25 protein-coding genes and 1 pseudogene are annotated in these 24,230 nt (G+C 68.7%); 8 read left to right on the top strand and 18 right to left on the bottom strand.

The window, feature by feature from the left end; translation table 11 throughout:
• Nucleotides 1–156: 156 nt before the first annotated feature.
• The gene (locus BS329_RS19895; protein WP_076162711.1) at nt 157–1,038 is read left to right on the top strand and encodes a nuclear transport factor 2 family protein; all 882 of its coding nucleotides are present in this window, start codon (nt 157–159) and stop codon (nt 1,036–1,038) included.
• Here the strand turns inward: BS329_RS19895 and BS329_RS19890 are convergent.
• The 4 genes from BS329_RS19890 to BS329_RS19875 all read right to left on the bottom strand — a co-directional run bounded on the left by BS329_RS19890 (nt 1,035) and on the right by BS329_RS19875 (nt 4,813).
• On the bottom strand, nt 1,035–1,298 hold the full coding sequence (locus BS329_RS19890; protein WP_076162835.1) for a DUF397 domain-containing protein: 264 nt from the start codon (nt 1,296–1,298) through the stop codon (nt 1,035–1,037). The genes BS329_RS19895 and BS329_RS19890 overlap by 4 nt on opposite strands.
• A gap of 87 nt (nt 1,299–1,385) precedes the next feature.
• Complete coding sequence (gene ilvC, locus BS329_RS19885; protein ID WP_076162710.1) at nt 1,386–2,399, bottom strand: ketol-acid reductoisomerase; 1,014 nt, start codon at nt 2,397–2,399, stop codon at nt 1,386–1,388.
• Between the two features lie 42 nt (nt 2,400–2,441).
• Nucleotides 2,442–2,948, bottom strand: a complete 507-nt coding sequence (ilvN, locus tag BS329_RS19880) for an acetolactate synthase small subunit (protein WP_076162709.1) — start codon at nt 2,946–2,948, stop codon at nt 2,442–2,444.
• Nucleotides 2,945–4,813: an acetolactate synthase large subunit gene (locus tag BS329_RS19875; protein ID WP_076162708.1), complete on the bottom strand. Its 1,869-nt coding sequence runs from the start codon at nt 4,811–4,813 to the stop codon at nt 2,945–2,947. Before BS329_RS19875 ends, ilvN begins: the two co-directional genes overlap by 4 nt.
• Nucleotides 4,814–5,157: 344 nt before the next feature.
• Here BS329_RS19875 and BS329_RS19870 point away from each other — a divergent pair, with 344 nt between their 5' ends.
• Both BS329_RS19870 and ilvD read left to right on the top strand, forming a co-directional pair.
• On the top strand, nt 5,158–5,616 hold the full coding sequence (locus BS329_RS19870; protein ID WP_076162834.1) for a PH domain-containing protein: 459 nt from the start codon (nt 5,158–5,160) through the stop codon (nt 5,614–5,616).
• A gap of 61 nt (nt 5,617–5,677) precedes the next feature.
• Entirely contained in the window at nt 5,678–7,522 is a 1,845-nt protein-coding gene (ilvD, locus tag BS329_RS19865; protein ID WP_076162707.1) for a dihydroxy-acid dehydratase, read from the top strand.
• An 82-nt stretch (nt 7,523–7,604) separates the two neighbouring features.
• On the opposite strand, the gene BS329_RS19860 is transcribed toward ilvD, so the two are convergent.
• The 3 genes from BS329_RS19860 to BS329_RS19850 all read right to left on the bottom strand — a co-directional run bounded on the left by BS329_RS19860 (nt 7,605) and on the right by BS329_RS19850 (nt 9,998).
• Nucleotides 7,605–8,147 carry a DoxX family protein gene (locus BS329_RS19860; protein ID WP_076162833.1) on the bottom strand — a complete coding sequence of 181 codons (543 nt, stop codon included), beginning with the start codon at nt 8,145–8,147 and terminating at the stop codon, nt 7,605–7,607.
• An 88-nt stretch (nt 8,148–8,235) separates the two neighbouring features.
• Nucleotides 8,236–9,060 carry a DUF72 domain-containing protein gene (locus BS329_RS19855; RefSeq protein WP_076162832.1) on the bottom strand — a complete coding sequence of 275 codons (825 nt, stop codon included), beginning with the start codon at nt 9,058–9,060 and terminating at the stop codon, nt 8,236–8,238.
• Nucleotides 9,061–9,092: 32 nt separating this feature from the next.
• The gene (locus tag BS329_RS19850; protein WP_076162831.1) at nt 9,093–9,998 is read right to left on the bottom strand and encodes a 2-hydroxyacid dehydrogenase; all 906 of its coding nucleotides are present in this window, start codon (nt 9,996–9,998) and stop codon (nt 9,093–9,095) included.
• 63 nt (nt 9,999–10,061) lie between these two features.
• Between BS329_RS19850 and BS329_RS19845 the strand changes: the two genes are divergently transcribed.
• On the top strand, nt 10,062–11,285 hold the full coding sequence (locus BS329_RS19845; RefSeq protein ID WP_076162706.1) for a PQQ-dependent sugar dehydrogenase: 1,224 nt from the start codon (nt 10,062–10,064) through the stop codon (nt 11,283–11,285).
• Here BS329_RS19845 and BS329_RS44155 read toward each other — a convergent pair.
• From BS329_RS44155 to gatC, 5 genes are all read right to left on the bottom strand, one after another.
• Nucleotides 11,245–11,502 (bottom strand): hypothetical protein, encoded by a 258-nt coding sequence (locus BS329_RS44155; RefSeq protein WP_076162705.1) that lies wholly within the window; start codon nt 11,500–11,502, stop codon nt 11,245–11,247. The genes BS329_RS19845 and BS329_RS44155 overlap by 41 nt on opposite strands.
• 304 nt (nt 11,503–11,806) lie before the next feature.
• On the bottom strand, nt 11,807–12,313 hold the full coding sequence (locus BS329_RS19835) for a hypothetical protein (protein ID WP_076162704.1): 507 nt from the start codon (nt 12,311–12,313) through the stop codon (nt 11,807–11,809).
• Nucleotides 12,306–13,811, bottom strand: coding sequence for an Asp-tRNA(Asn)/Glu-tRNA(Gln) amidotransferase subunit GatB (gene gatB, locus BS329_RS19830; RefSeq protein WP_076162703.1), 1,506 nt, complete (start codon nt 13,809–13,811; stop codon nt 12,306–12,308). The genes BS329_RS19835 and gatB overlap by 8 nt, the downstream gene beginning before the upstream one ends.
• A complete protein-coding gene (gene gatA, locus BS329_RS19825; protein ID WP_076162702.1) occupies nt 13,808–15,325 on the bottom strand; it encodes an Asp-tRNA(Asn)/Glu-tRNA(Gln) amidotransferase subunit GatA in 1,518 nt (505 codons plus the stop codon). The genes gatB and gatA overlap by 4 nt, the downstream gene beginning before the upstream one ends.
• Nucleotides 15,322–15,621, bottom strand: a complete 300-nt coding sequence (gene gatC, locus BS329_RS19820) for an Asp-tRNA(Asn)/Glu-tRNA(Gln) amidotransferase subunit GatC (RefSeq protein WP_005162012.1) — start codon at nt 15,619–15,621, stop codon at nt 15,322–15,324. The genes gatA and gatC overlap by 4 nt, the downstream gene beginning before the upstream one ends.
• A 244-nt stretch (nt 15,622–15,865) precedes the next feature.
• Between gatC and BS329_RS19815 the strand changes: the two genes are divergently transcribed.
• Complete coding sequence (locus tag BS329_RS19815; RefSeq protein WP_076162701.1) at nt 15,866–16,519, top strand: ACT domain-containing protein; 654 nt, start codon at nt 15,866–15,868, stop codon at nt 16,517–16,519.
• A gap of 6 nt (nt 16,520–16,525) precedes the next feature.
• On the opposite strand, the pseudogene BS329_RS42675 reads toward BS329_RS19815, so the two are convergent.
• The 6 genes and pseudogenes from BS329_RS42675 to BS329_RS19785 form a co-directional block, all read right to left on the bottom strand.
• Nucleotides 16,526–16,702: pseudogene (locus tag BS329_RS42675) on the bottom strand (PIN domain-containing protein); the annotation flags it as partial.
• Nucleotides 16,703–16,936: 234 nt separating this feature from the next.
• Entirely contained in the window at nt 16,937–17,158 is a 222-nt protein-coding gene (locus BS329_RS19805; protein WP_076162700.1) for a type II toxin-antitoxin system VapB family antitoxin, read from the bottom strand.
• 21 nt (nt 17,159–17,179) lie between these two features.
• Complete coding sequence (locus BS329_RS19800) at nt 17,180–17,674, bottom strand: GNAT family N-acetyltransferase (RefSeq protein ID WP_076162699.1); 495 nt, start codon at nt 17,672–17,674, stop codon at nt 17,180–17,182.
• Nucleotides 17,667–19,811, bottom strand: coding sequence for an NAD-dependent DNA ligase LigA (gene ligA, locus BS329_RS19795; protein ID WP_076162698.1), 2,145 nt, complete (start codon nt 19,809–19,811; stop codon nt 17,667–17,669). Before ligA ends, BS329_RS19800 begins: the two co-directional genes overlap by 8 nt.
• 10 nt (nt 19,812–19,821) lie before the next feature.
• Nucleotides 19,822–20,514 carry a hypothetical protein gene (locus BS329_RS19790; RefSeq protein ID WP_076162697.1) on the bottom strand — a complete coding sequence of 231 codons (693 nt, stop codon included), beginning with the start codon at nt 20,512–20,514 and terminating at the stop codon, nt 19,822–19,824.
• Nucleotides 20,515–20,535: 21 nt separating this feature from the next.
• On the bottom strand, nt 20,536–21,573 hold the full coding sequence (locus BS329_RS19785; RefSeq protein ID WP_076162696.1) for a methionine synthase: 1,038 nt from the start codon (nt 21,571–21,573) through the stop codon (nt 20,536–20,538).
• 120 nt (nt 21,574–21,693) lie between these two features.
• Between BS329_RS19785 and BS329_RS19780 the strand changes: the two genes are divergently transcribed.
• The 3 genes from BS329_RS19780 (at nt 21,694) to BS329_RS19770 (ending at nt 24,177) form a co-directional block, all read left to right on the top strand.
• Nucleotides 21,694–22,503, top strand: a complete 810-nt coding sequence (locus BS329_RS19780; RefSeq protein ID WP_076162695.1) for an LURP-one-related family protein — start codon at nt 21,694–21,696, stop codon at nt 22,501–22,503.
• Between the two features lie 196 nt (nt 22,504–22,699).
• Complete coding sequence (locus BS329_RS19775; protein ID WP_076162694.1) at nt 22,700–23,737, top strand: MBL fold metallo-hydrolase; 1,038 nt, start codon at nt 22,700–22,702, stop codon at nt 23,735–23,737.
• Entirely contained in the window at nt 23,734–24,177 is a 444-nt protein-coding gene (locus BS329_RS19770; RefSeq protein ID WP_076162693.1) for a GNAT family N-acetyltransferase, read from the top strand. Before BS329_RS19775 ends, BS329_RS19770 begins: the two co-directional genes overlap by 4 nt.
• The last annotated feature ends 53 nt before the right edge of the window (nt 24,178–24,230 follow it).

Below are 24,230 nucleotides of genomic sequence, written 5' to 3'. Positions count from 1 at the left end.
TGTCCCCAATGCGGCATTGGGAACACTGAGCGTCTCCAATGTGGCATTGGGGACTTTCCTGCCACGGGCGCCGCAGCATCAGTAGACAAGTGGAGTCTGTAGTCCGTATCGTCACAGGCGGACTACAGACTCCGTTTTTCCAACTGGGAGACCTCCATGACCACACCTCGCGAAGTCTTCGACAAGCTGTCCGAAGGCATCACCGCCGGACGCTGGGAGGACCTTTTCGCGCTCTACGCGGAAGACGCCGTCGTCGAAAACCCGCAGCGCCCGCCCGTGCCGACCCGCTTCGAAGGCCGCGAGACTCTTCGCAAGAACTTCGGCGGCGGAATGAACGTGCGGATGAGCAGGGCGGATGTCCTGATTCACGGGACAACCGACCCGGAGGTGATCATCGCCGAATACCGCAACGTCGGCGAGACACTCGACACCGGGAAGGCCTTTGACATCGCCAATATCCAGCTCCTCCGGGTCCGCGACGGGCTCATCGCGCACTCCCGCGATTACCACGACTACCTGCGCCTGATCGCGGCACGCGATGGCCTGGAAGAACTGAAGAAGAGCTACGAAACCGCGGAGCGGGAACTCACGCCGGTTCCGCCTCGCCCCGAGTCGACGGCGGATCCGAAGAGCCCGCGTGGCGTGTTCGAGCGGCTCGTCCACGGCGTCGCGGACGGCGAGTGGGGTGGGCTGTCAGCGCTCTATGCCGAGGAAACCCATGTCACACACCCGTTCCTGCCCGGGGCCAAGACGCTGAAGACCCGGCAAGACCTGGATGAGCATTTCAAGTTCGGCGAGCGGCACGAGGTCGATTTCCAGGTCCGCGATCTGGTGATCCACGAGACCCTCGATCCCGAGGTCGTGATCGGCGAGTTCGACTATCAGGGCACGGCGGGTGGCGGCCCGGAGTTCCGCGTTTCCACCATTTTCGTGCTGCGCGTGCGCGACGGGCTGATCGTCGAATCCCGCGACTACGGCGACCACCTCACCATCGCGGCCGTCGGCGGACGGCTGGACGAGCTGTTCGCGCTCGTCTAGGCAGGAAGGTCGAATTCGCCATCCGCGACGCCCTTCACGAAGGCGTCCCATTCCCTCGGGGTGAACACGAGGACGTGGCCGTCCGGGTCCGAAGACTGGCGCATCGCGGTGTACGTGACGCCGTCGGCGTGCGGCACCAACGCGTATTCGACGCAGTCTTCGAGTTGGGCACCTTCCGGCTCCGCCCGGATCCACGTCACTTCGGTCAGGTCCAGCTCGGGCCGGATGTGGGCCTTGTCGTCCACCGGCTGCTCACTCATGGTGCCCACGGTATCGCTTTCCGACGCGCAAAACGAAGGGGCCCTTCACCACGTGAGACGTGGTGAAGGGCCCCTTCGGCCCAAGAACTAGGCGGTTTCGGTGATCGGCCGGTCCACCCACGACATCAGGTCGCGCAGCTTCTTGCCGGTCTCCTCGATCGGGTGCTGGTTGCCCTGCTCCTCGAGCTTGGTGAAGTTCGGCCGTCCGGCCTCGTCCTCGGCGACCCATTCGCGGGCGAAGGTGCCGTCCTGGATCTCACCGAGGATCTTCTTCATCTCTTCCTTGACCGCCGGCGAGATGACCCGCGGGCCGCGGGTCAGGTCGCCGTACTCGGCGGTGTCGGAGATCGAGTAGCGCTGACGCGCGATGCCGCCCTCGTACATGAGGTCGACGATCAGCTTCAGCTCGTGCAGCACCTCGAAGTAGGCGATCTCCGGCGCGTAGCCGGCCTCGGTGAGCACCTCGAAACCGGTCTGCACCAGCGCGGAGGCGCCCCCGCAGAGGACGGCCTGCTCGCCGAAGAGGTCGGTCTCGGTCTCCTCGGTGAAGGTCGTCTTGATGACACCGGCGCGGGCGCCACCGATGGCGGCGGCGTAGGACAGCGCGAGCGCCTGCGCGTTGCCGGAGGCGTCCTGCTCGACCGCGATGAGCGCCGGGACGCCCTTCCCGTCGACGAACTGGCGGCGGACCAGGTGGCCAGGGCCCTTCGGCGCGACCATGGCGACGTCCACGCCTCCCGGCGGCTTGATCAGGTCGTAGCGGATGTTGAAGCCGTGACCGAAGAACAACGCGTCGCCGTCCTTGAGGTGCGGCTCGATGTCCTTCTCGTAGATCGCGCGCTGCTTGGTGTCCGGCGCGAGGATCATGATCAGGTCGGCTTCGGCGCTGGCCTCGGCCGGGGTGAGCACGCGGAGACCCTGCTCCTCGGCCTTGGCCCGCGACTTCGAGCCCTCGGGCAGGCCGACGCGGACGTCGACGCCGGAGTCGCGCAGGCTGAGCGAGTGCGCGTGGCCCTGGCTGCCGTAGCCGATCACGGCGACCTTGCGACCCTGGATGATCGAAAGGTCCGCGTCGTCGTCGTAAAAGATTTCCACTGCCATGAGGGGTACTACTTCCTTTCCTGACTTACAAACAAAGAATGACTAGCGAGCTGAGGTGGCGGTGATGGACCGGGCGCCACGGCCGACCGCGACCATTCCGGACTGGACCAGTTCGCGGATGCCATAGGGCTCCAGCATCCGCAGCAGGGCACCGATCTTGTCCGAGGTCCCGGTGGCTTCGACGGTGAGCGCCTCGGGGGACACATCCACCACTTTCGCGCGGAAGAGCTGCACCGTTTCCAGGACCTGGCTGCGCACGGTGGCGTCGGCCCGGACCTTGACGAGCAGCAGTTCGCGCTGCACGGCGGTGGACTTTTCCAATTCCACGATCTTGATGACGTTGACCAGCTTGTTGAGCTGTTTGGTCACCTGTTCGAGCGGTAGCTCTTCGACGGCGACCACGATCGTCATCCGGGACACCTCGGGATTCTCCGTGGGCCCGACGGCGAGGGATTCGATGTTGAAACCACGCCGGGAGAACAGTCCGGAAACCCGCGCGAGGACACCGGGCTTGTTCTCCACCAGAACGCTCAGGGTGTGCACGCTCATCGGGCGTCTCCTTCTGTGGCGGCGTCCAGCTTCGCCTCCGCGGCGACCTCGTCGTCGTCGAAGAGCGGGCGGATCCCGCGCACGGACATGATTTCGTCGTTACCGGTGCCCGCGGCCACCATCGGCCACACCTGGGCATCCTTCCCCACCACGAAATCGATCACGACGGGGCGGTCGTTGATCTCCATGGCGCGCCGGATGGTGGCGTCGACGTCTTCCTTGGTCTCACAGCGGAGCCCGGCGCAGCCGAGCGCCTCCGCGAGCAGGGTGAAGTCGGGGATGCGGTGCTTGTGGGTACCGAGATCGGTGTTGGAGTACCGCTCCGAGTAGAAGAGGTTCTGCCACTGGCGGACCATGCCCAGGTTGCCGTTGTTGATGACGGCGACCTTGATCGGCGCGCCTTCGATGGCGCAGGTGGCCAGTTCCTGGTTCGTCATCTGGAAACAACCGTCGCCGTCGATGGCCCAGACCTGCTTGTCCGGGACACCGAACTTGGCGCCCATCGCGGCGGGGACGGCGAAGCCCATCGTGCCGAGGCCGCCGGAGTTGATCCAGGTGCGCGGGTTCTCGTACTTCACGAACTGCGCGGCCCACATCTGATGCTGGCCGACACCCGCGGTGTAGACCGCGTCCGGGCCGACGAGCGAACCGATGCGCTCGATGACGTACTGCGGGGAAAGCGTCCCGTCCTCGGGCCACTCGTAGCCGGCCGGGTAGTCGTCACGCCAGGAGCTGACCTGCGTCCACCAGTCCTTCAGATCTGGCTTCGCGGACTTGTCGGTTTCGGCTCGGACGGCCTCGATCAGTTCGGTGATGATCTCCGCGCAGTCACCGACGATCGGCACGTCCGCCTTGCGGTTCTTGGAGATCTCGGCCGGATCGATGTCGGCGTGGACGATGGCGGCTTCCGGGGCGAAGGACGACAGCTGTCCGGTGACGCGGTCGTCGAAACGGGCGCCGAGCGCGATCAGCAGATCCGCGCGCTGCATCGCGGCGACCGCGGAGACCGAGCCGTGCATCCCCGGCATCCCGAGGTGCTGCGGGTGCGAGTCGGGGAACGCGCCACGCGCCATCAGCGTGGTGACGACCGGGATCCCGGTCAGCTCGGCCAGTTCCATCAGCTGACGCGAGGCGTCGGCCTTGATCACGCCGCCACCGACGTAGAGGACCGGGCGCCGCGACTTGCCGATCAGCCGCGCGGCCTCGCGGACCTGCTTGCCGTGCGGGCGCAGCGTCGGCCGGTAACCCGGCAGTCGCAGCTCCGTCGGCCAGGAGAAGGAGGTCATTTCCTGGAGGACGTCCTTGGGGATGTCCACCAGGACCGGGCCGGGACGGCCGGTCGAGGCGAGGTGGAAGGCCTCCGCGATGGTGCGCGGGATGTCCGCCGGGTCGGTGACCAGGAAGTTGTGCTTGGTGATCGGCATCGTGATGCCGCAGATGTCGGCTTCCTGGAAGGCGTCCGTGCCGATCAGCGCGCGGGACTGCTGACCGGTGATGGCGACCACCGGCACCGAGTCCATGTTCGCGTCGGCCAGCGGGGTGACCAGGTTGGTCGCGCCGGGACCCGACGTGGCCATGCACACACCGACCTTGCCGGTCGCCTGGGCGTACCCGGTGGCGGCGTGGCCCGCGCCCTGTTCGTGCCGGACCAGGACGTGGCGGACCTTCGTCGAGTCGAGCAACGGGTCGTACGCCGGGAGAATGGTGCCGCCGGGAATACCGAACACGACTTCCGCGCCCACCGCCTCGAGCGAGCGGACGAGCGACTGCGCGCCCGTGACCCGCACGGGGGTCCCGGCCGGCGGGGCCGGCTTGGGACGAGTTCCAGAGGTGTTCGCTTCTGCTCGCGAGGTGGCACTAGTCATCGCTGTTTGCCTCGTCTTGTCTAGTCACTCGTTCGGGTATTCATTGGCTGGTTCGGCAGGTGAAATTGTTCCAGGCAACGCTATGCCCTTGTTTTGAACATCAAAAAACCCCCGCCGACCGAAGTGGTCGCACGAGGGTCGCGCGTCGACGCAGCGGAGACTTCCCTAAGCGTCGACGCGCTTGGGAAGTACGAGGCCGGTCTGCGTTGTCACGAGAGTGAAGCTAGCCGGTCCCCGTCAAGAGTGTCAACTCTGCGGGACGGCGATTCCGCATGCTGGACACCGTCGGCGTACTACACGACCCGCGTTCGGGGCCGGAAAGGCCGCGGTGCACCATCTTTGACGTGGCAGAAGAAAAGCAGCAGGAACAGGCGAACGAGGCTCCCAAAGCCGTCTTCAAGATTCCGAACACGGCGCTGCTGGCGATCGCTTTCCTCGTCGTTTGTGTGACGCCTGTCGCGTTCGGCGACGTTCCGTACCTCCAGTGGCTCTACGTCTTCCCGATCGCGCTGGCGGTGTTCGTCATCCGGACCCGTACGACCGCGACGGCCGAGGGGCTGGAGGTCCGCACGCTGTTCGGGCGGCGGGACCTGCCGTGGTCCTCCCTCAAGGGCCTCGCCATCACCGACAAGGCGAAGGTGCGGGCGGTACTGAAAGACGAGACCAAGGTCGCGCTCCCGGCCGTGCGCACTCGCCATCTTCCGGTGATCTCGCTGGTCAGCGCGGGACACATGGCCGATCCTTCCGGGCTGACCGACGACGTGGGCGAGGCTCCGGAAAAGACCGGCGGTTCCGGGGAGTAGGATTGGTAGGACCAGTTTGGCGCTCGTTCGCCCTGGTCCCATCCGAACCTTGGAGTCAGCCGTGCCCCCACTCCGTTCCCGGACCACCACCCACGGCCGCAACGCGGCGGGCGCCCGCTCGCTGTGGCGCGCCACCGGGATGACCGACAGCGACTTCGGCAAGCCGATCGTCGCCATCGCGAACTCCTACACCCAGTTCGTGCCGGGGCACGTGCACCTCAAGGACCTCGGCGAGATCGTGGCCGGGGCGGTGAAGGAGGCGGGCGGTGTCGCCCGCGAGTTCCACACGATCGCCGTCGACGACGGGATCGCCATGGGGCACAGCGGAATGCTCTACTCGCTGCCCTCGCGCGAGATCATCGCCGACTCCGTCGAATACATGGTGAACGCGCACCAGGCCGACGCGCTGGTCTGCATCTCCAACTGCGACAAGATCACCCCCGGCATGCTGAACGCCGCCATGCGGCTGAACATCCCGGTGGTGTTCGTCTCCGGCGGGCCGATGGAGGCCGGGAAGGCCGTGGTCGTCGGCGGGGTCGCCCAGGCGCCGACCGACCTGATCACCGCGATCGCCGCGTCGGCCAGCAGCGAGGTCGACGAGGACGGGCTGTCCATTGTGGAGCGTTCGGCCTGCCCGACCTGTGGCTCCTGTTCGGGCATGTTCACCGCGAACTCGATGAACTGCCTCACCGAGGCGCTCGGGCTCTCGCTGCCGGGCAACGGTTCCACCCTCGCCACGCACGCCGCCCGCAAGGCGCTCTTCGAGGACGCCGGGCGCACCGTCGTCGAGCTGTGCAAGCGCTGGTATGAGCAGGACGACGAGTCCGCGCTCCCGCGCTCGATCGCGTCGAAGAAGGCGTTCGAGAACGCGATGGCCCTCGACATGGCGATGGGCGGTTCGACCAACACGGTGCTGCACATCCTCGCCGCCGCACAGGAGGGCGAGGTCGACTTCACCATCGATGACATCGACGCCATCGGCCGCCGGGTGCCGTGCCTGTCGAAGGTCGCGCCGAACTCGGACTATCACATGGAGGACGTCCACCGCGCCGGTGGAATCCCGGCCATCCTCGGTGAGCTGTACCGCGGCGGGCTACTGAACACCGACGTCCACTCCGTGCACTCGCCGGACCTCGAATCGTGGCTGTCCACTTGGGACATCCGCGCAGAGGCCCCCTCGGACAGGGCCGTGGAGCTGTTCCACGCGGCGCCGGGCGGAGTCCGCACCACCGAGGCCTTCTCCACCGAGAACCGCTGGTCCTCTTTGGACACCGACGCCGCGGACGGCTGCATCCACGACGTCGAGCACGCCTACACCAAGGACGGCGGGCTCGCGATCCTGCGCGGGAACCTGGCCGAGAACGGCGCGGTCATCAAGTCCGCGGGCATCGACGAGGAACTCTGGCACTTCGAGGGACCGGCGCGGGTGCTGGAAAGCCAGGAGGAGGCCGTTTCGGCCATCCTCAAGAAGGAGATCCAACCCGGCGAGGTGCTGGTGATCCGCTACGAAGGCCCGGCGGGCGGCCCTGGCATGCAGGAGATGCTGCACCCGACGGCGTTCCTCAAGGGCTCCGGTCTCGGCAAGAAGTGCGCGCTGATCACCGACGGCCGGTTTTCCGGTGGCTCGTCGGGCATTTCGGTCGGGCACATCTCCCCCGAGGCCGCCGCGGGCGGGACGATCGGCCTCGTCCAAAATGGTGACCGGATCCTGCTCGACGTCCACGAGCGCCGTCTCGAACTGCTCGTCGACGCGGACGTGCTGGCCGAGCGGCGCGCGAAGATGGAGGCGAGCGAGCGGCCTTGGCAGCCCGTCTCGCGGGAGCGGCCGGTGACGGCCGCGCTGCGGGCCTACGCGCGGATGGCGACTTCGGCCGACACCGGCGCCGTGCGGGACCCGAGCAAGTAGTCCGCTGGTTGCGGTTGTTATGAACGGACCTTTTATAACAAATCTTGTTATAAAAGGTCCGTTCATAACACGCGAGGGAGCATCAGCGGCACAGCACGATCACCACCACCGAAGCGGCCGCGGCCAGCAGGAGCCCGATCAGCCCGAACGAAAGCGGACGCTTCCGCCAAGGCGTGTTGACATCCAGCGAGAGCCGCCCGGCGCCCGCGAGCAGGACGGTCAGCGAGGCCGCGCCCAGCAGGAGTTCGAACTCGAAACCCTGCCCTTCCTTCTGGAAGAACCCGCCGCCGAACTTCACGAACACGATGTTCGCGCAGACGCCGAGCAGCGCGGCGGCTCCGACCGGGGTGAACAGGCCGACCAGGACGAGCGCTCCGCCGAGCACTTCGCTGATCCCGGTGATCCACGAAAGCAGCGTGGTCTGGGTGGTGTAGCCGAAGTTGTCGAGCGCCCTCGCGAAGCCGCCGACCCCGGGCCCGCCGAAGGCGCCGAAGAGGTGTTGCAGCCCGTGCGCGCCCATGGTCACGCCGAGCACCACTCGCAGGACGAGCAGACCGAGGTCGATCCCACCCCTGGTCTCCGCCGGGGCCGGGCCGCTGTCGGAGTCGGCCACGTCCGAGATCATGCCGGGCTGGTAGTCATCGCTCACGCGCGAAGGGTAGGCGAAACCGGCTCGTCGGGCGACCGAACCGCCGGACCGGTGGCGAAGCGGCTCAGAACAGGGTCGCGGGCTCGACCGGTTCGGGCTCGGGCAGCGGGTCGAGGCCGGGGACCAAGGCGCGCACGTCGTCATGGAACCGGCGGGCGAGCGCCGGTGCGTCGTCGTTGTCGGGGGTGTGCACGAAGACCGTCGGCGACCGGCCCGCGCGCAGCCACCCGGCGACCACCTCGGCCCACGGTCGCCAGCCCTGGACGGTCTCCTCGGTCGAGTCCCGGCCGAGGTAGCGGACGATCGGCCGGTCGGTCAGCGCCCGCGTCCGCCGCGGCAGCCGGGGTTTCTTGGCCCAGGCGTCCTGCTCAGCCTCGCTGACCGGCGGCCTCCGGAAGAAGACCGTGGTGTCGAACGGCACCCACTCGGCGTCCGCGTCGACGAGGGTCCGCTCCAGCAGCGACGTCGAGCGGGCGTCGGCGTAAAACTCGGGATGGCGCACCTCCACGGCACGGCGGAGGCCGGCGGGGAGACGGCGCAGGAAGCGGCCGAGGGTGTCGACGTCCGGCGGGCCGAACGAGGCGGGCAACTGGGTCCACAGGACCGCCCGGTCGCCGAGGGGTTCGATCGCGTCCAGGAACGCCCGCATCTCGGTCTCGACACCGGTGAGCCGTCGCTCGTGCGTGACGATCTTGGGCAGCTTGACCACGAACCGGAAACCGGGGTCGGTCTGCCGCGCCCACGTCGCGACGGTGTCCCTGGCGGGGGTCGCGTAGAAGGTGGTGTTGCCCTCGACCGCGTTGCACCAGCCCGCGTAGGCCCGCAGTCGCTCCCCGGCAGGCCGCGACCGCGGCAGGAACCGCCCGGCCCACGCCTTGTGCGTCCACATCGCGCAACCGACATGAAGATTCGCCACGCTGATCAGTATTCGCCGTGGACCAGGTTCTTCGGCAGCTCTCCGCTCAAATAATGGCTCAGCTCCCGGACCACCACCGCGTACGCGCGCTGCCGTCGCCCGCTCACCGCGCCCGCGACGTGCGGCGTCAGCAGCAGTCCCGGCACGTCCCACAGCGGATGCCCGCCGGGCAGTGGTTCGGGATCGGTGACGTCGAGGGCGGCGCGCAGCCGTCCCGACGCGAGTTCCGCGACGAGTGCGTCGGTGACGACGACCGGTCCCCTCGACACGTTGACGAGGATCGCCCCGTCCGGCATCGCAGCCAGGAATTCCGCGTCGACCAGCCCCTGGGTGTGCTGGGTGAGCGGCACCATCAGGACCGTGATGTCGTGTTCGGGCAGCAGGCCGGGGAGTTCGCCGACGCCGTGCACCCCCTCGCGGGCGGTCGCGCCGACCATCGTGCACCGCACGTCGAAGGTCTCCAGCCGACGCCGCAGGTGCCTGCCGAGGTCGCCCGCGCCGACGATGAGGGCCTTCTTGCCTTGCAGGGTGTCGGTGGTCCGGCGTTCCCAGTGTTTCCGCCGCAGGCCGTCGGCGAATCCGTCGAGACCGCGGTAGATCGCCAGGAGGACCGCGACGACCCATTCGGCGGAGCTTCCGCCGTGCGCGCCGCGGCAGGTCGAGAGCAGGACGCCGGCCGGCACCTTGCCGATCCAGTCCTCGGCCCCGGCCACCAGCAACTGCACGAGTTTGACGTTCGGCAGCTCACGCCACATCTCGTCGGTGGGCCGGTCACCGGTCACCAGGACCTCGGCCACGGCGGCTTCGGCCGGTACTGACTCCCCCCGGCGGTACACCACCGGACGCACGCCTTCGATCTCCGAAAGCGCGGCCACTCCCTCTTCGTCGGGCACGAGCACGGTTACCGTCATGATCACCACGGTAATCCAGTGCCGCTTACCCGTGGCTCACGCAGGCCCACCTAGGCTGGCCCCGTGCGTACCAGGTACCGGCGGAAATGGACCGCACCGCTGGCTTTGCTGGCCTGCGGCGCGCTGCTGCTCTCCGGCTGCGCCGATTTCGACAACACGGCCGCCGGGCAGAGGTTCACGCCGGTCAACCCGCCGTCCCCCGAGGTCCCGCCCCAGGTCGGGCCCGGCGGTGAAGCGGGCGACTCCGGTCCCGGCCGCGGCGGCGGACCGAACCAGACGCCGACCCCGGTTCCACCACCGCAGGGCTGCAAGGACTTCGACAAGACCGTCATCGCGACCTGCCTGGACACCGTAGCCGCCGTGGCCGCGATCCCCGGCGACGGCTCCGCCCCCAGCGCGCTCGCGGGGGAACGCAAGAGCGGCCGGATCTTGCTCGCCGCCGCGGAGAAGGACCCGGCCGCCTGGGCCACCATCCCGGTGGACGGCTCCGGTGACGGCGGTCTCACCTCGCTCGCCCTGTCCCCCGGTTTCGCCGAAGACCAGCTGGTCTTCGCCTACATCACCACCCCGGCCGACAACCGGGTCGTCCGGCTGGCGAAGGGCCAGGCGCCGAAACCGGTGCTGACCGGCATTCCCAAGGGCGCCACCGGCAACCGCGGCGCGATCGGCACCGACGCCAAGGGTGCGCTCCTGATCGCCACCGGCGACGCGGGCAACGCCGGACTGGCGGCCGATCCGGCGTCGCTGGCCGGGAAGGTGCTGCGCATCGACACCTCCGGCAAGCCGGCGCCGGGCAACCCGACGGCGGGTTCGGCGGTCTTCTCGACCGGTGTGCACTCGCCCGGCGGGTTGTGCCGCGACCAGGCCGGTTCGCGGATGTGGCTGACCGACAGACTGGCGGACAAGGACGTCGTCTACCGGCTCAGCGCGGGCAAACCGCTGACCACCCCGGCGTGGACCTGGCCGGACAAACCCGGCGTCGCGGGATGCGCGGACTTCGTCGGCGCCACCGGCTATCTCTCCGTGGCGACCTCCATCGCCGGGAATCTGCAGAACCTGCCGGTGACCCCGGACGGCGCGATCACCGGCAAACCCAACGTCTACCTGGACGGCAAGGTCGGCAAACCGCCGAAGACCTTCGGCCGCCTGGCTTCCATGAGCATGATCAACCCGCAGATCGCGCTGGTCGGCACGATCAACAAGGACGGCGGCGCGCCGGTGTCGAGTGACGACCGCGTCGTCATCATCACGCCGACCGCCGCGTCCGGCGGGGGCGGCAAGGACTGAGCCGCCCCGGCCGGGCCTCACCGGGACGGCCGGGGAACACCGGCGGGGTGAACCGGACGAACGACGGCGGGACGGGCTTCTCCTTGAAATCCGGGCCGGACAGATCCGGCACCAGCAGATGGTCCGGACCGCAGGCGATCGCGGCCGAGGTGAGGCGCCGCGCGTCCGTGGCAGGCCAGCGTCCAATCTCCTCGGCGGCGTTGGCCGCCCCTGGCAATGTAGGTCTGGCGCAACCGGCCGGGATCGCCGTTCCGCCGGATCTGGTCGGCGTACCAGCGGGCCTGGTCCGCGACGGCGCCGCCGTCGCCGGTGGTGGGCACGGTCAGCACGGGCGCCCTCTCCCGCGATTAGAGGACTACTTGCGAGAGAGGAGGGCGTGACTCGCGTGATCGCCGTCTGATCACGCGAGTTCGCCGTCCAAGCACGCGTGATCGCCGTCTGATCACGTGTGTTCGCCGTCCGAGCACGCCTGGGTGACGCAGGAGGGTCCCGCAACTAGAGGACTAATCGCGGGAAGGGTGTCAGCGGCGGGTGCGGGTCTCGGCGCGGAGGACCCGGACGTCGAAGAAGGCGACGACGGCGGAGATCACCGCGGCGAGCAGGCCGAGGTGGCGGCCCAGTCCGGTCCCGATCTCGATACCGGCGGCGGAGAGGATTCCCCGCTGGTCGGCGTCGAACTGCCAGTCGAGGGTCAGCCAGCCGAGTGCCATCAGCAGGAGCGCGCCGATGGCCGCCATCAGCCACAGATGCGGCAAACCCGCGCGGCGGACGGCGTCGACGCGGCCGAACAGCACGACGGCGAGACCGGGCAGGAACAGCAGGAAGACCGGCGCCCAGGCGAGGAAGCCCGCGCGCCAAGCGTCACGCGTGACGTCGGCGGCGGGCAACGTCGTCAGTACGTCCTCGATCTCCGGGCGCGACGCGGTCAGCGTCAGCCACGGCAGGAACAAGGCCACCAGCGCGAGCAGCCCGGCCGCGAAGCCGAGCCACTCACGCCAGGTGACCTTCTTCAAAGCGAGGTCAGGCACCGACTCGCTCGACGATCAGTTCGCGCACGCGCTTGGCGTCGGCCTGGCCCTTGGTGGCCTTCATGACCGCGCCGACGATCGCCCCGGCCGCGGCCACCTTGCCGCCGCGGATCTTCTCGGCGACGTCCGGTTGCGCGGCCAGCGCCTCGTCGACCGCCGCGATGAGCGCGGAGTCGTCGGAGACGACCTTCAGGCCGCGCTTCTCGACGACCTCGGCGGGCGAACCCTCGCCGGCGAGGACGCCCTGCACGACCTCCTTGGCCAGCTTGTTGGTCAGCTCACCGGATTTGACCAGGCCGATGACGTCGGCCAGCTGCGACGGCGTGATCGTCAGCTCGGCGAGTTCGATCTCGCGGGAGTTGGCCTCCTGCGCCAGCGTGTTGACCCACCAGCTGCGGGCCTCGTCCGGGGTCGCGCCCGCCTCGACGGTCGCGGCGACCAGGTCGACCGCGCCGACGTTGAGCAGGTCGCGCAACGCCTCGTCGGTCAGGTTCCATTCGCGCTGGATGCGCTTGCGGCGCTCCGAAGGCATCTCCGGCAGCGTCTTGCGCAGCTCCTCGACCCACTCGCGCGACGGCGCGATCGGCACCAGGTCGGGCTCCGGGAAGTACCGGTAGTCCTCGGCGGTCTCCTTGGTGCGGCCGGGTGACGTGGTGCCGTCGGCCTCCTGGAAGTGCCGCGTCTCCTGCTTGATCGAGCCGCCCTCGGCGAGAATCGCCGCCTGGCGGGTCATCTCGTACCGCACGGCGCGCTCGACGCTGCGCAGCGAGTTGACGTTCTTGGTCTCGGTGCGCGTGCCGAACTCGGTCGCGTCCTTGGCCATCAGCGACACGTTCGCGTCGCAGCGCAGGGAACCCTGGTCCATGCGGACGTCGGAGACGTTCAGCGCGCTCAGCAGATCCCGCAGCGCGCTCACGTACGCCCGCGCGACCTCGGGGGCACGCTCGCCGGTGTGCTCGATCGTCTTGGTGACGATCTCGATCAGCGGCACGCCGGCGCGGTTGTAGTCGAGCAGCGAGTGCTCGGCGCCGTGGATGCGACCGGTGGCGCCGCCGACGTGCAGCGACTTGCCGGTGTCCTCCTCCATGTGCGCGCGCTCGATCTCCACGCGCACGACCTCGCCGTCGTCCAGCGTCACGTCGAGGTAGCCGTTGAAGGCGATCGGCTCGTCGTATTGCGACGTCTGGAAGTTCTTCGGCATGTCCGGGTAGAAGTAGTTCTTCCTGGCGAACCGGCACCACTGCGCGATCTCGCAGTTGAGCGCGAGGCCGATGCGGATCGCGCCTTCGATCGCCTTGCCGTTGACGACCGGCAGCGCACCGGGCATCCCGAGACAGGTCGGGCAGACCTTGGTGTTCGGCTCGCCGCCGAACTCGTTGGCGCAGCCGCAGAACATCTTGGTGTTCGTGTTCAGCTCGACGTGCACCTCGAGGCCCAGCACCGGGTCGAACCGCTCGATGACGTCGGCGTAGTCCATCAACTCAACCACGGCGGTCACTTCTTTCCTCCCAGCTCAGGAACCTCGTGCACCAGCGAGCCACCGTTGGCGGCGTCGCGCGCGACCTCGTAGGCGGCGCCGACGCGGTACAGCCTGTCGTCGGCCATCGCCGGGGCCATGATCTGGAGGCCAACCGGCAAGCCGTCCTCGTGTGACAGTCCACTCGGGACGCTCATCGCGGCGTTGCCCGCGAGGTTCGACGGGATGGTGCAGAGGTCCGCGAGGTACATCGCCATCGGGTCGTCGACGCGCTCGCCGATCTTGAACGCGGTGGTCGGCGTGGTCGGCGAGACCAGCACGTCCACCTTTTCGTACGCGGCTTCGAAGTCGCGCGTGATGAGCGTGCGGACCTTCTGCGCCGAGCCGTAGTAGGCGTCGTAGTAGCCCGAGGACAGGGCGTACGTGCCGAGCATGATGCGGCGCTTGACCTCGGGGCCGAAGCCCTTCTCACGGGTGAGCGACATGACCTCTTCGGCGCTGTGCGCGCCGTCGTCGGACACGCGCAGGCCGTAGCGCATGGCGTCGAACCGGGCGAGGTTCGACGAGCACTCGCTCGGCGCGATCAGGTAGTACGCGGGCAGCGCGTAGGTGAAGTTGGGGCACGAGACCTCGACGATCTCGGCACCGAGCGCGCGCAGCTGCTCGACGGCGGCTTCGAAGGACCGCAGGACACCGGCCTGGTAGCCGTCGCCGGCGAACTCCTTCACCACGCCGACGCGGACGCCCTTGAGGTCACCGGTCAGACCCTGGCGGGCCGCGGCGACCACCGGCGGGACCGGCGCGTCGATCGAGGTCGAGTCCATCGGGTCGTATCCGGCGATGACCTCGTGCAGCAGCGCGGCGTCGAGCACGGTCCGCGCGCAGGGGCCTGCCTGGTCGAGCGACGACGAGAAGGCGACGAGACCGTAGCGAGAGACGCCGCCGTACGTCGGCTTCACGCCGACGGTGCCGGTGACGGCGCCGGGCTGGCGGATCGAACCGCCGGTGTCGGTGCCGATCGCGATCGCGGCCTCGAACGCCGCGATGGACGCCGAGGAACCACCGCCGGAGCCGCCGGGGATACGGGCGTGGTCCCACGGGTTGTGCGTCGGGCCGAACGCGGAGTTCTCCGTGGAGGAGCCCATCGCGAACTCGTCCATGTTGGTCTTGCCGAGCACCACGACACCGGCCTCGCGCAGCTTGCGCGTCACGGTGGCGTCGTACGGCGGGATCCAGTTCTCCAGCGTCTTCGAACCGACGGTGGTCGGGATGCCCTTGGTGGTCAGCACGTCCTTGAGCGCCAGCGGCACCCCGGCGAGCGGTGACTTCGGCGCCTTGCCCTCGGCGACGTCGGCGTCCACCGCGCGGGCCGCGTCGAGCGCGCCCTCGGTGTCCACGTGCAGGAACGCGTGGATGTGGTCGTCGACCTCGGCGATCCGGTCCAAGTGGGCCTGTGCGACCTCGACCGCCGAGACCTCACGGGACTGGATCTTCTCCGCCAGTTCGGCGGCGGTCAGTTTGATGAGTTCGGTCACTGCTCTTCTCCCAGAATCCGCGGCACCCGGAAACGACCCTCTTCGCTGGCGGGCGCACCGGCCAGCGCCTGCTGCTGGGTCAGCCCCGGTCGGACCGTGTCCTCACGGAACACGTTGGTCAGCGGCACGGCGTGCGACGTCGGCGGGACATCTTCGCCCGCCACCTCGCTCACCTTGGCCACCGAGTCCAGGATCTGGTCGAGCTGGCCTGCGAAGACGTCCAGCTCCTCCTCGGTGACGGCAAGCCTGGCGAGCTTGGCGAGGTGTGCGACCTCGTCGCGGGAAATGTTGGGCACGCGGGTGACTCCCGGGGTGTGCTGTGCGGGTTCTGTCGGAAGCTGCAAGTCTATGGTGGCGGCGTCGGCGAACTCGACTGGGTTAGGCCGCGGCCGGGACTCCCACTTCGGGTAAGGAGTGCCTGGTTCGTTATCCCGAAGGCCGGACGGTGAGTCCCATTACCTCGTCCGGTCTGTCACAATCAGCGCCCGGCGTAGCGCGTTCCACGGCGAGGCTGGAACGCCTGAGGCGAGAGGGGCGCGTGTGTCGTTCCTGATCCGGGTCCAATTACCGGACACCCCGGGGACCCTCGGCGCGGTCGCCACCGCGCTCGGCACCGTCGGCGCCGACATCCTGAGTGTGGACGTGGTCGAACGCGGCGGCGGTGTCGCCGTCGACGACCTCGTCGTCGAAATCCCCTCCGGCAGGCTGCCGGACGCGCTGATCACCGCCGCCGAAAGCGTCGACGGTGTCGAGGTCGACGCCGTCCGCCCGTACGCCGGGGTCCTGGACACCCATCGCGAACTCGAACTGGTCGAGGAGATCGCCGCGAAGCCCGCTTCGGGGCTGGAGATCCTCGCCGAGGGCGTGCCGCGGATCATCCGGGCGGGCTGGGCCGTCGTCGTCGAACACGCCGAGGGCGGCGCGATCCGGCTCGCTTCGTCCAACGCCGCGCCAGAGACGCCGATCACCGACCTGCCGTGGCTGCCGCTGGAACGCGCCACCATCCTCGACGCCGAGGAGGCCTGGGTCCCGGAGACGTGGAAGGAACTGGGCACGGAACTCGCGGCGACGCCGCTGGGGAAACCCGGGAAGGCACTGCTGGTCGCGCGGCCGGGTGGGCCGAACTTCCGGGCCGCCGAGGTGGCCCGGCTGGCGCACTTCGCGGGGATCGTCGCCGTCGTGCTGGACAGCTAGCTCCGCTCACGAGTCGAAGACCGCCTCGGCTCGAAGTTCGGGTACGACTTCGGCGATACGCACGTAATCGACGTCCTTGTGGATCAGCACGGCCTTGTGCCTCACCGCCACCGCCGCGATGAGGCAATCCATCGCGGAACGGACCCTGTGCCCGTCGGCGCGGACGGCCCGGGAGATCTCCGCCGCGGTCCGAAGTCGATCGCGGGATCGACGCCCAAGTTGACGAAACCGGCAAGGGTCCGCTCAAGACGCGGAAGCGCCTCGGCGCTCACTCCCGCAAGCAGTTCCATGACGATCGGCTCAGAGGTCACGATCATCTTCGGCTGCGCGGCCGGCTCCACGACCAGGTTTCTCGCACGCGTGGCGTGCTTGCGAAGCAAGTCGATCCACACCGAGCTGTCGATCAGGCAACGTTGTTCAGGAGGCATCGCGCCCTTTGCGGTCCGCGGAGTCGTCACGCATCTCGTCCAGATCCGCTTCCCAACCGAGCCCTTCCAGCCCCAGGATGTCGGCGGTGGTGATCACCGGCGCCGCTTTTCGCAACGCGAAATCCACCGCGGCCTTCTTGGTTTTGAACCCATGGCGATGCATCACGGCAGCGACCAGGTCGTCGTCTATGTCGATATTGGTCCGACCCATACACCAACAAGGTGTATCGACTCAGAGGTCCAGACCGTAGGCGATGAGGGTCACCCCGGGATGCGGTTCCCAGTCACGCTCCGGCAGCCGTGCGAAGCCGAGCCGCTCGTACAGCCGGTGCGCCCGCTCCATCGTGTCCAGGCTGCACAGCACCACCCGCGTCGCGGCCAGTTCCCGCGCCCGCGCGATGACCGCCCTGGTCAGCGCCTCGCCGATACCGCGCCCCGTGGCCGAGGGCAGTACGCCGAGCATGCGGAACTCCAGCTCGCCCTCGCGGGACAGCTCGGCGAACGGCGTCCCCGGCCGTGCGATGGTGACCGTGCCGACCAGCGTGCCGTCGCCGTCCACCGCGACCAGCAGTTCGGCCTGCTCCGCACGGCGGGCGGCGTCGGCGAGTTCGGCCGCGTAGCCGACGCCATCCACGAGGCCATAGTCCGCCGAGTACGCGGCCAGAGTGAGTTCCCCGATCGCCTTCAGTTCGCCGTCACGGGCGGGCCGGATCTCCAGGTCACTCAACGCTTTCCTCCGCAGCGGGTTCGTCGGTGGGCAGTGCGAGCCCGGCGGCGGCCTCGGGGCCGCTCTCCAGCAGCACCCGGAAGCCGTTTTCGTCGAGCACCGGCACCTTCAGCTGGACGGCCTTGTCGTACTTCGTCCCCGGCGCGTCGCCGACGACGACGAACGCGGTCTTCTTCGACACCGAACCGGCCGCCTTCCCGCCGCGGGCCATGATGAACTCCTTGGCCTCGTCACGGGAGTAGTCGTTCAGCGAACCGGTGACGACGATCGACAGGCCTTCGAGGTTGCGCGGGATGGACTCGTCGCGCTCCTCCTCCATCCGCACGCCCGCCGCGCGCCACTTCTCGACGATCTCGCAGTGCCAATCGACCTCGAACCACTCTTTCGCCGCGCGCGCGATGGTCGGGCCGACGCCGTCGACGCTGGAGAGCTCCTCCTCCGAGGCGTTCTCGATTCGTTCGAGCGAACCGAATTCCCGGGCGAGCGCCTGTGCCGCCGTGGGGCCGACGTGCCGGATCGACAGGCCGACGATGACCTTCCACAGTGGACGGTCCTTCACCGTTTCCAGGTTGTCCAGCAGCTTGCGCCCGTTGGCCGACAGCTCCCCCGCCTTGGTGCGGAACAGCTCCACCTGGAGCAGTTTCTCCTCGTCCAGATCGAAGATGTCACCCTCGTCATGCACGACACCGGCGTCCAGGATCGCGACCGCGGCCTCGTAGCCGAGCACCTCGATGTCGAACGCGCCCCGGCCGCCGAGATGGAACAGCCGCTCCCGCAGCTGCGCCGGGCACGATCGCGAATTCGGGCAACGGATGTCGATGTCGCCCTCCTTCTGGTGTGCCAGTTCGGTGTCGCAGTTGGGGCAGCGCAACGGCATGACGAACTCGCGTTCCTCGCCGGTGCGCGCGTCGGCGACCGGGCCGAGCACCTCGGGGATGACGTCGCCCGCCTTGCGGATCACGACCTTGTCCCCGATCAGCACGCCCTTGCGTTTGACCTCTTCCTGGTTGTGCAGCGTCGCCATCGCCACCGTGGACCCGGCGACCTTCACCGGCTCCATCACCGCGAACGGGGTGACCCGGCCGGTGCGGCCGACGTTGACCTGGATGTCCAGCAGGGTGGTGATCGCCTCTTCCGGCGGGTACTTGTAGGCGATCGCCCAGCGCGGCGCGCGTGACGTCGTCCCGAGACGGCGTTGCAGCGCGACCTCGTCCACCTTGATGACCACGCCGTCGATCTCGTGCTCGGCGTCGTGGCGGTGCTCGCCCCAGTATTCGATGTGCGCCAGCAGTTCCTCGCCCGAGGTCAGCACCTTGCTGTGCGGCGAGACCGGCAGGCCCCACGCGGCGAGCGCGTCGTACGCCTCGGACTGGCGCTTCGGCTCGAACCCTTCGCGTTTCCCGAGACCGTGGCAGATCAGCCGCAGGTTGCGGGATTTCGTGATCTTCGGATCCTTCTGCCGCAACGATCCCGCGGCGGTGTTGCGCGGGTTCGCGTACGGGTCCTTGCCCGCCTCGACCATTTTCGCGTTGAGCGCCAGGAAGTCCTCGACGCGGAAGAACACCTCGCCGCGGACCTCGACCAGCGCGGGCACCGGGAACTCGTCGGTGCCCCTCAGCCGCTCCGGCACCTGCTCCAGCGTGCGGACGTTGAGCGTGACGTCCTCGCCGGTGCGGCCGTCGCCCCTGGTCAGCGCGCGGGTCAGCTTGCCGTTCTCGTACAGCAGGTTGATCGCGAGCCCGTCGATCTTCAGTTCGGCCAGGTACTGCGTCGCGCCGATCTCCTTCTGGACCCGCTCGACCCACGTCTCGAAACTCTCGGTGTCGAAGACGTTGTCCAGGCTGAGCATGCGCTCGAGGTGGTCGTGCGCGGCGAACTCGGTCGAGAACGTGCCGCCGACGTTCTGCGTCGGCGACTCCGGCGTGACCAGCCCCGGGTGCTCGTCCTCGATGGCCTGGAGTTCGTTGAGCAGCGTGTCGAACTGGCCGTCGGACACGATCGGTGAATCCAGCACGTAGTACCGGAACTGGTGCCCGCGGATCTCCTCGGCCAGTTCGGCGTGCCGCTCGCGGACCTCGGCGGGGACCTCGGTGATGTCCTGCGCCGGCTCGGGGTTTTCAGGAAGTTCGCTGCTCACGGGGGTAAGCCTAGTCGGGGGTACCGACAATTCCGGACAGGCTGCCGACCACCTCGCGTAGTTCCAGCAGGGTCAGCTGCCCCTCCTGCGCCTCGGTCACCAGCTCGACCTTGCCCAGCCTTTCGGCAGCGACGCGCTCACCCAGCGTGGCGTCCAGCGGCAGGAAGGTCATGGTCGTCCGGGTCTCCGGCCGGAGTCCCCCGATCAGCGGATGGAACACGGTCACGTCCACCCGTCCGGCTGATTCGTCCACCTTCGCGGTCACCCGGACGTCGGCGAGCGCGATCCGGGTCTCGCCGAGGTTGACGGTGACCTCACTCGGATCGGGGACCGGCGGCACGGAGTCGTGGTACTCCCAGATCGCGTCCTCCGGCGGTGCGGCGGCCTTCCACGCGTCGGTGTACGGGCGCAGTTCCGGATCTTCCTGGCCGGTGAGCACCAGCGAGTAGATCGCCCGGTGCCCCCGATCGAGGGAGAAGTGCAGCCGCGGGTGCAGCGCCTCGACGAGGGTGCAGAGGTCGTGTTCCACCCGATGCGGCTCGCGGTCGCCGAGTGCGGCGCTGACCTCCGGCAGGAGCGCGAACCACGCCTCCCAGAACGTCGCCGCCGCGGCGGCCGCGTCCTCGGGGACCGGCTGCTCGGGCCAGGCGGTGCGGGGGTCGGGAACGTCCTCGGACTTTCGAGGTCGGCGGAACAAACGCATGCGGGCACGCTACCGCGCCGGTCACCAGCCTTCAGGCGGTTCGAGGAAAGCCTTGCCAGCCTCTCGGCCGAGGGTGAACGCGCGGCGCATCCAGTCGGGGGTGGCGCCCGCGAGACCGCATGCCGGCGTCGGCACGACGCGTTCGGCAAGGATCTCGCGGCGGAACCCGAGCCTGTCCACGAGTTTGAACACGGGCGTGACCAGGTCACGCAGTACCACCGGCGCGCCGGGATCGGTCGTGGGGACCAGCCCGAGCATCAGCGTCGTGCCGGAGTCCAGCGTCTCGCCGATTTCGTCGAGCTGCGCGGGCGAAGCACCCTTCAGCAGGGTGAAGTCGAAGGCGATCGCTTTCGCCCCGGCCGCGCGCAGCAATGAGATCGGCGGCTTCTCGGCACAGCAGTGCACGACGACCGGCTGCCCGGTGATGCGCTCCGCCCCGGAGATCACCGTCGAAAGCAGCTCGCGGGCCTCCGGCGCGGGGACGGCGGAAACGGTGCCGTACCCGGACGCCGTCGGGAGGTCACCGGCGAGGACCGCGGGCAGCGACGGTTCGTCGAACTGGAGCACCACCGGCGCGCCGATGCGCGACTTCAGCTCCGCGACGTGTTCGGCAAGGCCGTCCAGCAGGGACGCGGTGAAATCGCGCAGCGCGCCCCGATCGGTGAGGATCCGGTGCCCGCGCTGGAGTTCGATGTTCGCGGCGAGGGTCCACGGGCCCGCGACCTGCGTCTTGAAGACCGGCGGCGCGGCACCCGCCTTCTCCCTGGCCTCCTGGACGGCGTCGAGGTCCCAGTTCATCAGATCGAGGGCGCGGCGGTGGTCGTGGCCGGGGCGGGCGGCGACCCGATAGCCGCTCGGCACCACCTCGACGGCGAGATCGACCAGCAGCGCCGCCGTCCGGCCGATCAGGTCGGCACCGACGCCCCGCGCGGGAAGTTCGGGCAGATACGGGAATTCGGGCAGTTCGCCGAACACGATCGACGCGGCCTCGACCGGATCGGTGCCGGGCTGGGAACCGATCGCGGTCGCGGCGCCCGCAGGCCAAGGTCGTTCGTTCACACCCGGATTCTCCCCTTGGTCCCACTCGGCGGTGAGGCGGGGCACGCCGAGACACGGACATTCGCCGCAATTGCCGTCGGCGAGCCCGTAGCGGCGTCTCGCGCATTACGCTGACCTGCCATGACGAGCTCTCCACAGCCCGCCGGCTGGTATCCCGACCAGCAGAACCCCCGGGTGTACCGGTGGTGGGACGGGCAGGCCTGGACGGCCAACACGCGGCCGTCCCACGACGCCGAGATGATCGAACTGGACATCGAAGGCCCGCACGACCCGGACAAGATCCGGACGCAGGCGGCGAAGGGGACACAAGCCAGGGCGAGCGGGCTCACCGGCGGCGGGACCCTGTTCTCCGAACCCGTGCTGGTGGTCAACCAGCGCGCGAAACTCATCGAGATGTCGAACGAGTTCGGGGTGTTCGACCAGAACGGCAACCGCCTCGGCGGCGTCGTCCAGGTCGGGCAGAGCACGTTGAAGAAGGCCATCCGGCTGCTCACGAACTACGACCAGTTCCTGACCCACCGCTTCGAGATCCGCGACGCGAACCACAGCACCGTGCTGAAGGTGACGCGGCCGGCGAAGGTGTTCAAATCCCGGTTCCTGGTGACGAAGGCCGACGACTCCCCGATCGGGGAGATCGTGCAGGAGAACGTTTTCGGCAAGATCCGGCTGGGTTTCGTGGTCGACGGCCGGAAGGTCGGCGGGATCTTCGCGGAGAACTGGCGGGCGTGGAACTTCGCCGTCAAGGACGACGCCGACGTCGAGATCGCGCGGATCTCCAAGACCTGGGGCGGTTTCGTGAAGGCCGCGTTCACCACGGCCGACAACTACGTCGTCGAGATCCACCGGCCGCTGCGGGACCCGCTGGCCTCGATGGTGGTCGCTTCGGCGCTGACCATCGACACCGCCCTCAAGCAAGACGACAACCGCTGACCAGCCGTCCTGGCCCCGCGCGCGATTCGTCCTCTAGTTGCGGTCCTTGCACGTGCAACTACCGCAACTAGAGGACGAATTGCGCGTGGAGCTAGTGACATGAGTCTCACCTCGCTCAAGTGGACACTCGGCTTCCGGCGGCACAAAGTGGAAGAACTGGGCGTCACGCCGGAGTACGTCCGGGACGGAGGACACCATGCAGCCGTTGCCCGAAGACGGCGAACGGGACTGGGCCGAACCAGGCGTGTACACGGTTTCGCCGGGAGTCCACCGGATCCCGCTTCCCCTGCCGCACGACGCGCTGCGCGCGGTCAACGTCTACGTCGTCACCGACGGCACCCGCCTGGTCCTCATCGACTCGGGCTGGGCGCTGGAGTCGGCGCGTGAGCGGCTTTCGCGCGGGTTGAAGGCGCTCGGCGCCGATCTCGGCGACATCGACGAATTCCTGATCACCCACGTGCATCGCGACCATTACACCCTCGCGGTGGAACTGCGCCGCGAATTCGGCGGCAAGGTCGGGCTCGGGAAGCTGGAAGAGCCGTCGCTGGTGCGCTCCGGCGATCCCGACCGCTTCCCGATGGAGGCGCAAGTCGGCCTGCTCGAACGTTGTGGCGCGGCACCTGTCGTCGAGGTGCTCGCCAAGGCCTTCGGAGATGTCCGGCACACCGAGGCGCACCTGTGGGAGCAGCCCGACGAGTGGCTCGGTCCCGGCAAGCGCGCGATCGTGCCCGGCCGCGAGTTCGACATCGTGCACACGCCGGGCCATACCGCCGGACACGTCGTCTTCGTGGACGACGAGGCGGGGCTGGTGTTCTCCGGCGACCACGTGCTGCCGCACATCACACCGTCCATCGGGTTCCAGCCGGTGCCCGCCGACCTGCCGCTGAGCGACTACCTCGACTCCTTGCGCCTGGTGCGCGAGATGCCGGACCGGCGCATGCTGCCCGCGCACGGCCGGGTGACCGACAGCGTCCACGCCCGCGTGGACGAACTGCTGGAGCACCACCGAGACCGGCTCGAAGTCATGGGCGCCGAGATCACCGCGGAAGTCACGACGGCGTACGAGGTCGCGCTCCGGCTGGGCTGGACACGCAAGTCGCGCAAGCTCCCGGAAATGGACCCGTTCAACCGGATGCTCGCCGTCCTCGAAACCGGTTCGCATCTGGACCTGCTGGTGGCACAGGGGAAACTCACCGCGACCGAGGCCGACGGGGTGCGACACTACGCGTCATGATCATCCGTCAAGCGCGCCGGGAAGACGTCCCGGCGATCGTCGGGATGCTCGCCGACGACCAGATCGGCAGCACGCGGGATTCCACTGACGACCTCACGCCGTATCTCAAGGCCTTCGAAGAGATCGGCGCCGATCCGGCGCAACTGCTGATCGTCGCCGACGACGCCGGGGAGGCCGTCGGCACGCTCCAGCTGTCGATCATTCCGGGCCTGGCGAGGAAGGGCGCGCTGCGCGGGCAGATCGAGGCGGTCCGGGTGCGGGCGAGCCATCGCGGCTCCGGGCTCGGCGGCGAGCTGATGAGGTGGGCCATCGACGAATCCCGGCGACGGGGCTGCGCGCTCGTCCAGCTGACGTCGGACGTGAAACGCGAGGACGCGCACCGGTTCTACGAACGCCTCGGCTTCGAAGCGAGCCACACCGGCTTCAAGCTGAAGTTCTGACCACCGCGTTCTGAATGCCCGCGTTTCGTCCTCTAGTTGCGGTAGTTGCACGC

Source organism: Amycolatopsis coloradensis, assembly GCF_001953865.1.
Lineage (GTDB): Bacteria > Actinomycetota > Actinomycetes > Mycobacteriales > Pseudonocardiaceae > Amycolatopsis > Amycolatopsis coloradensis.
This window is presented reverse-complemented; position numbering and strand designations above follow the sequence as displayed.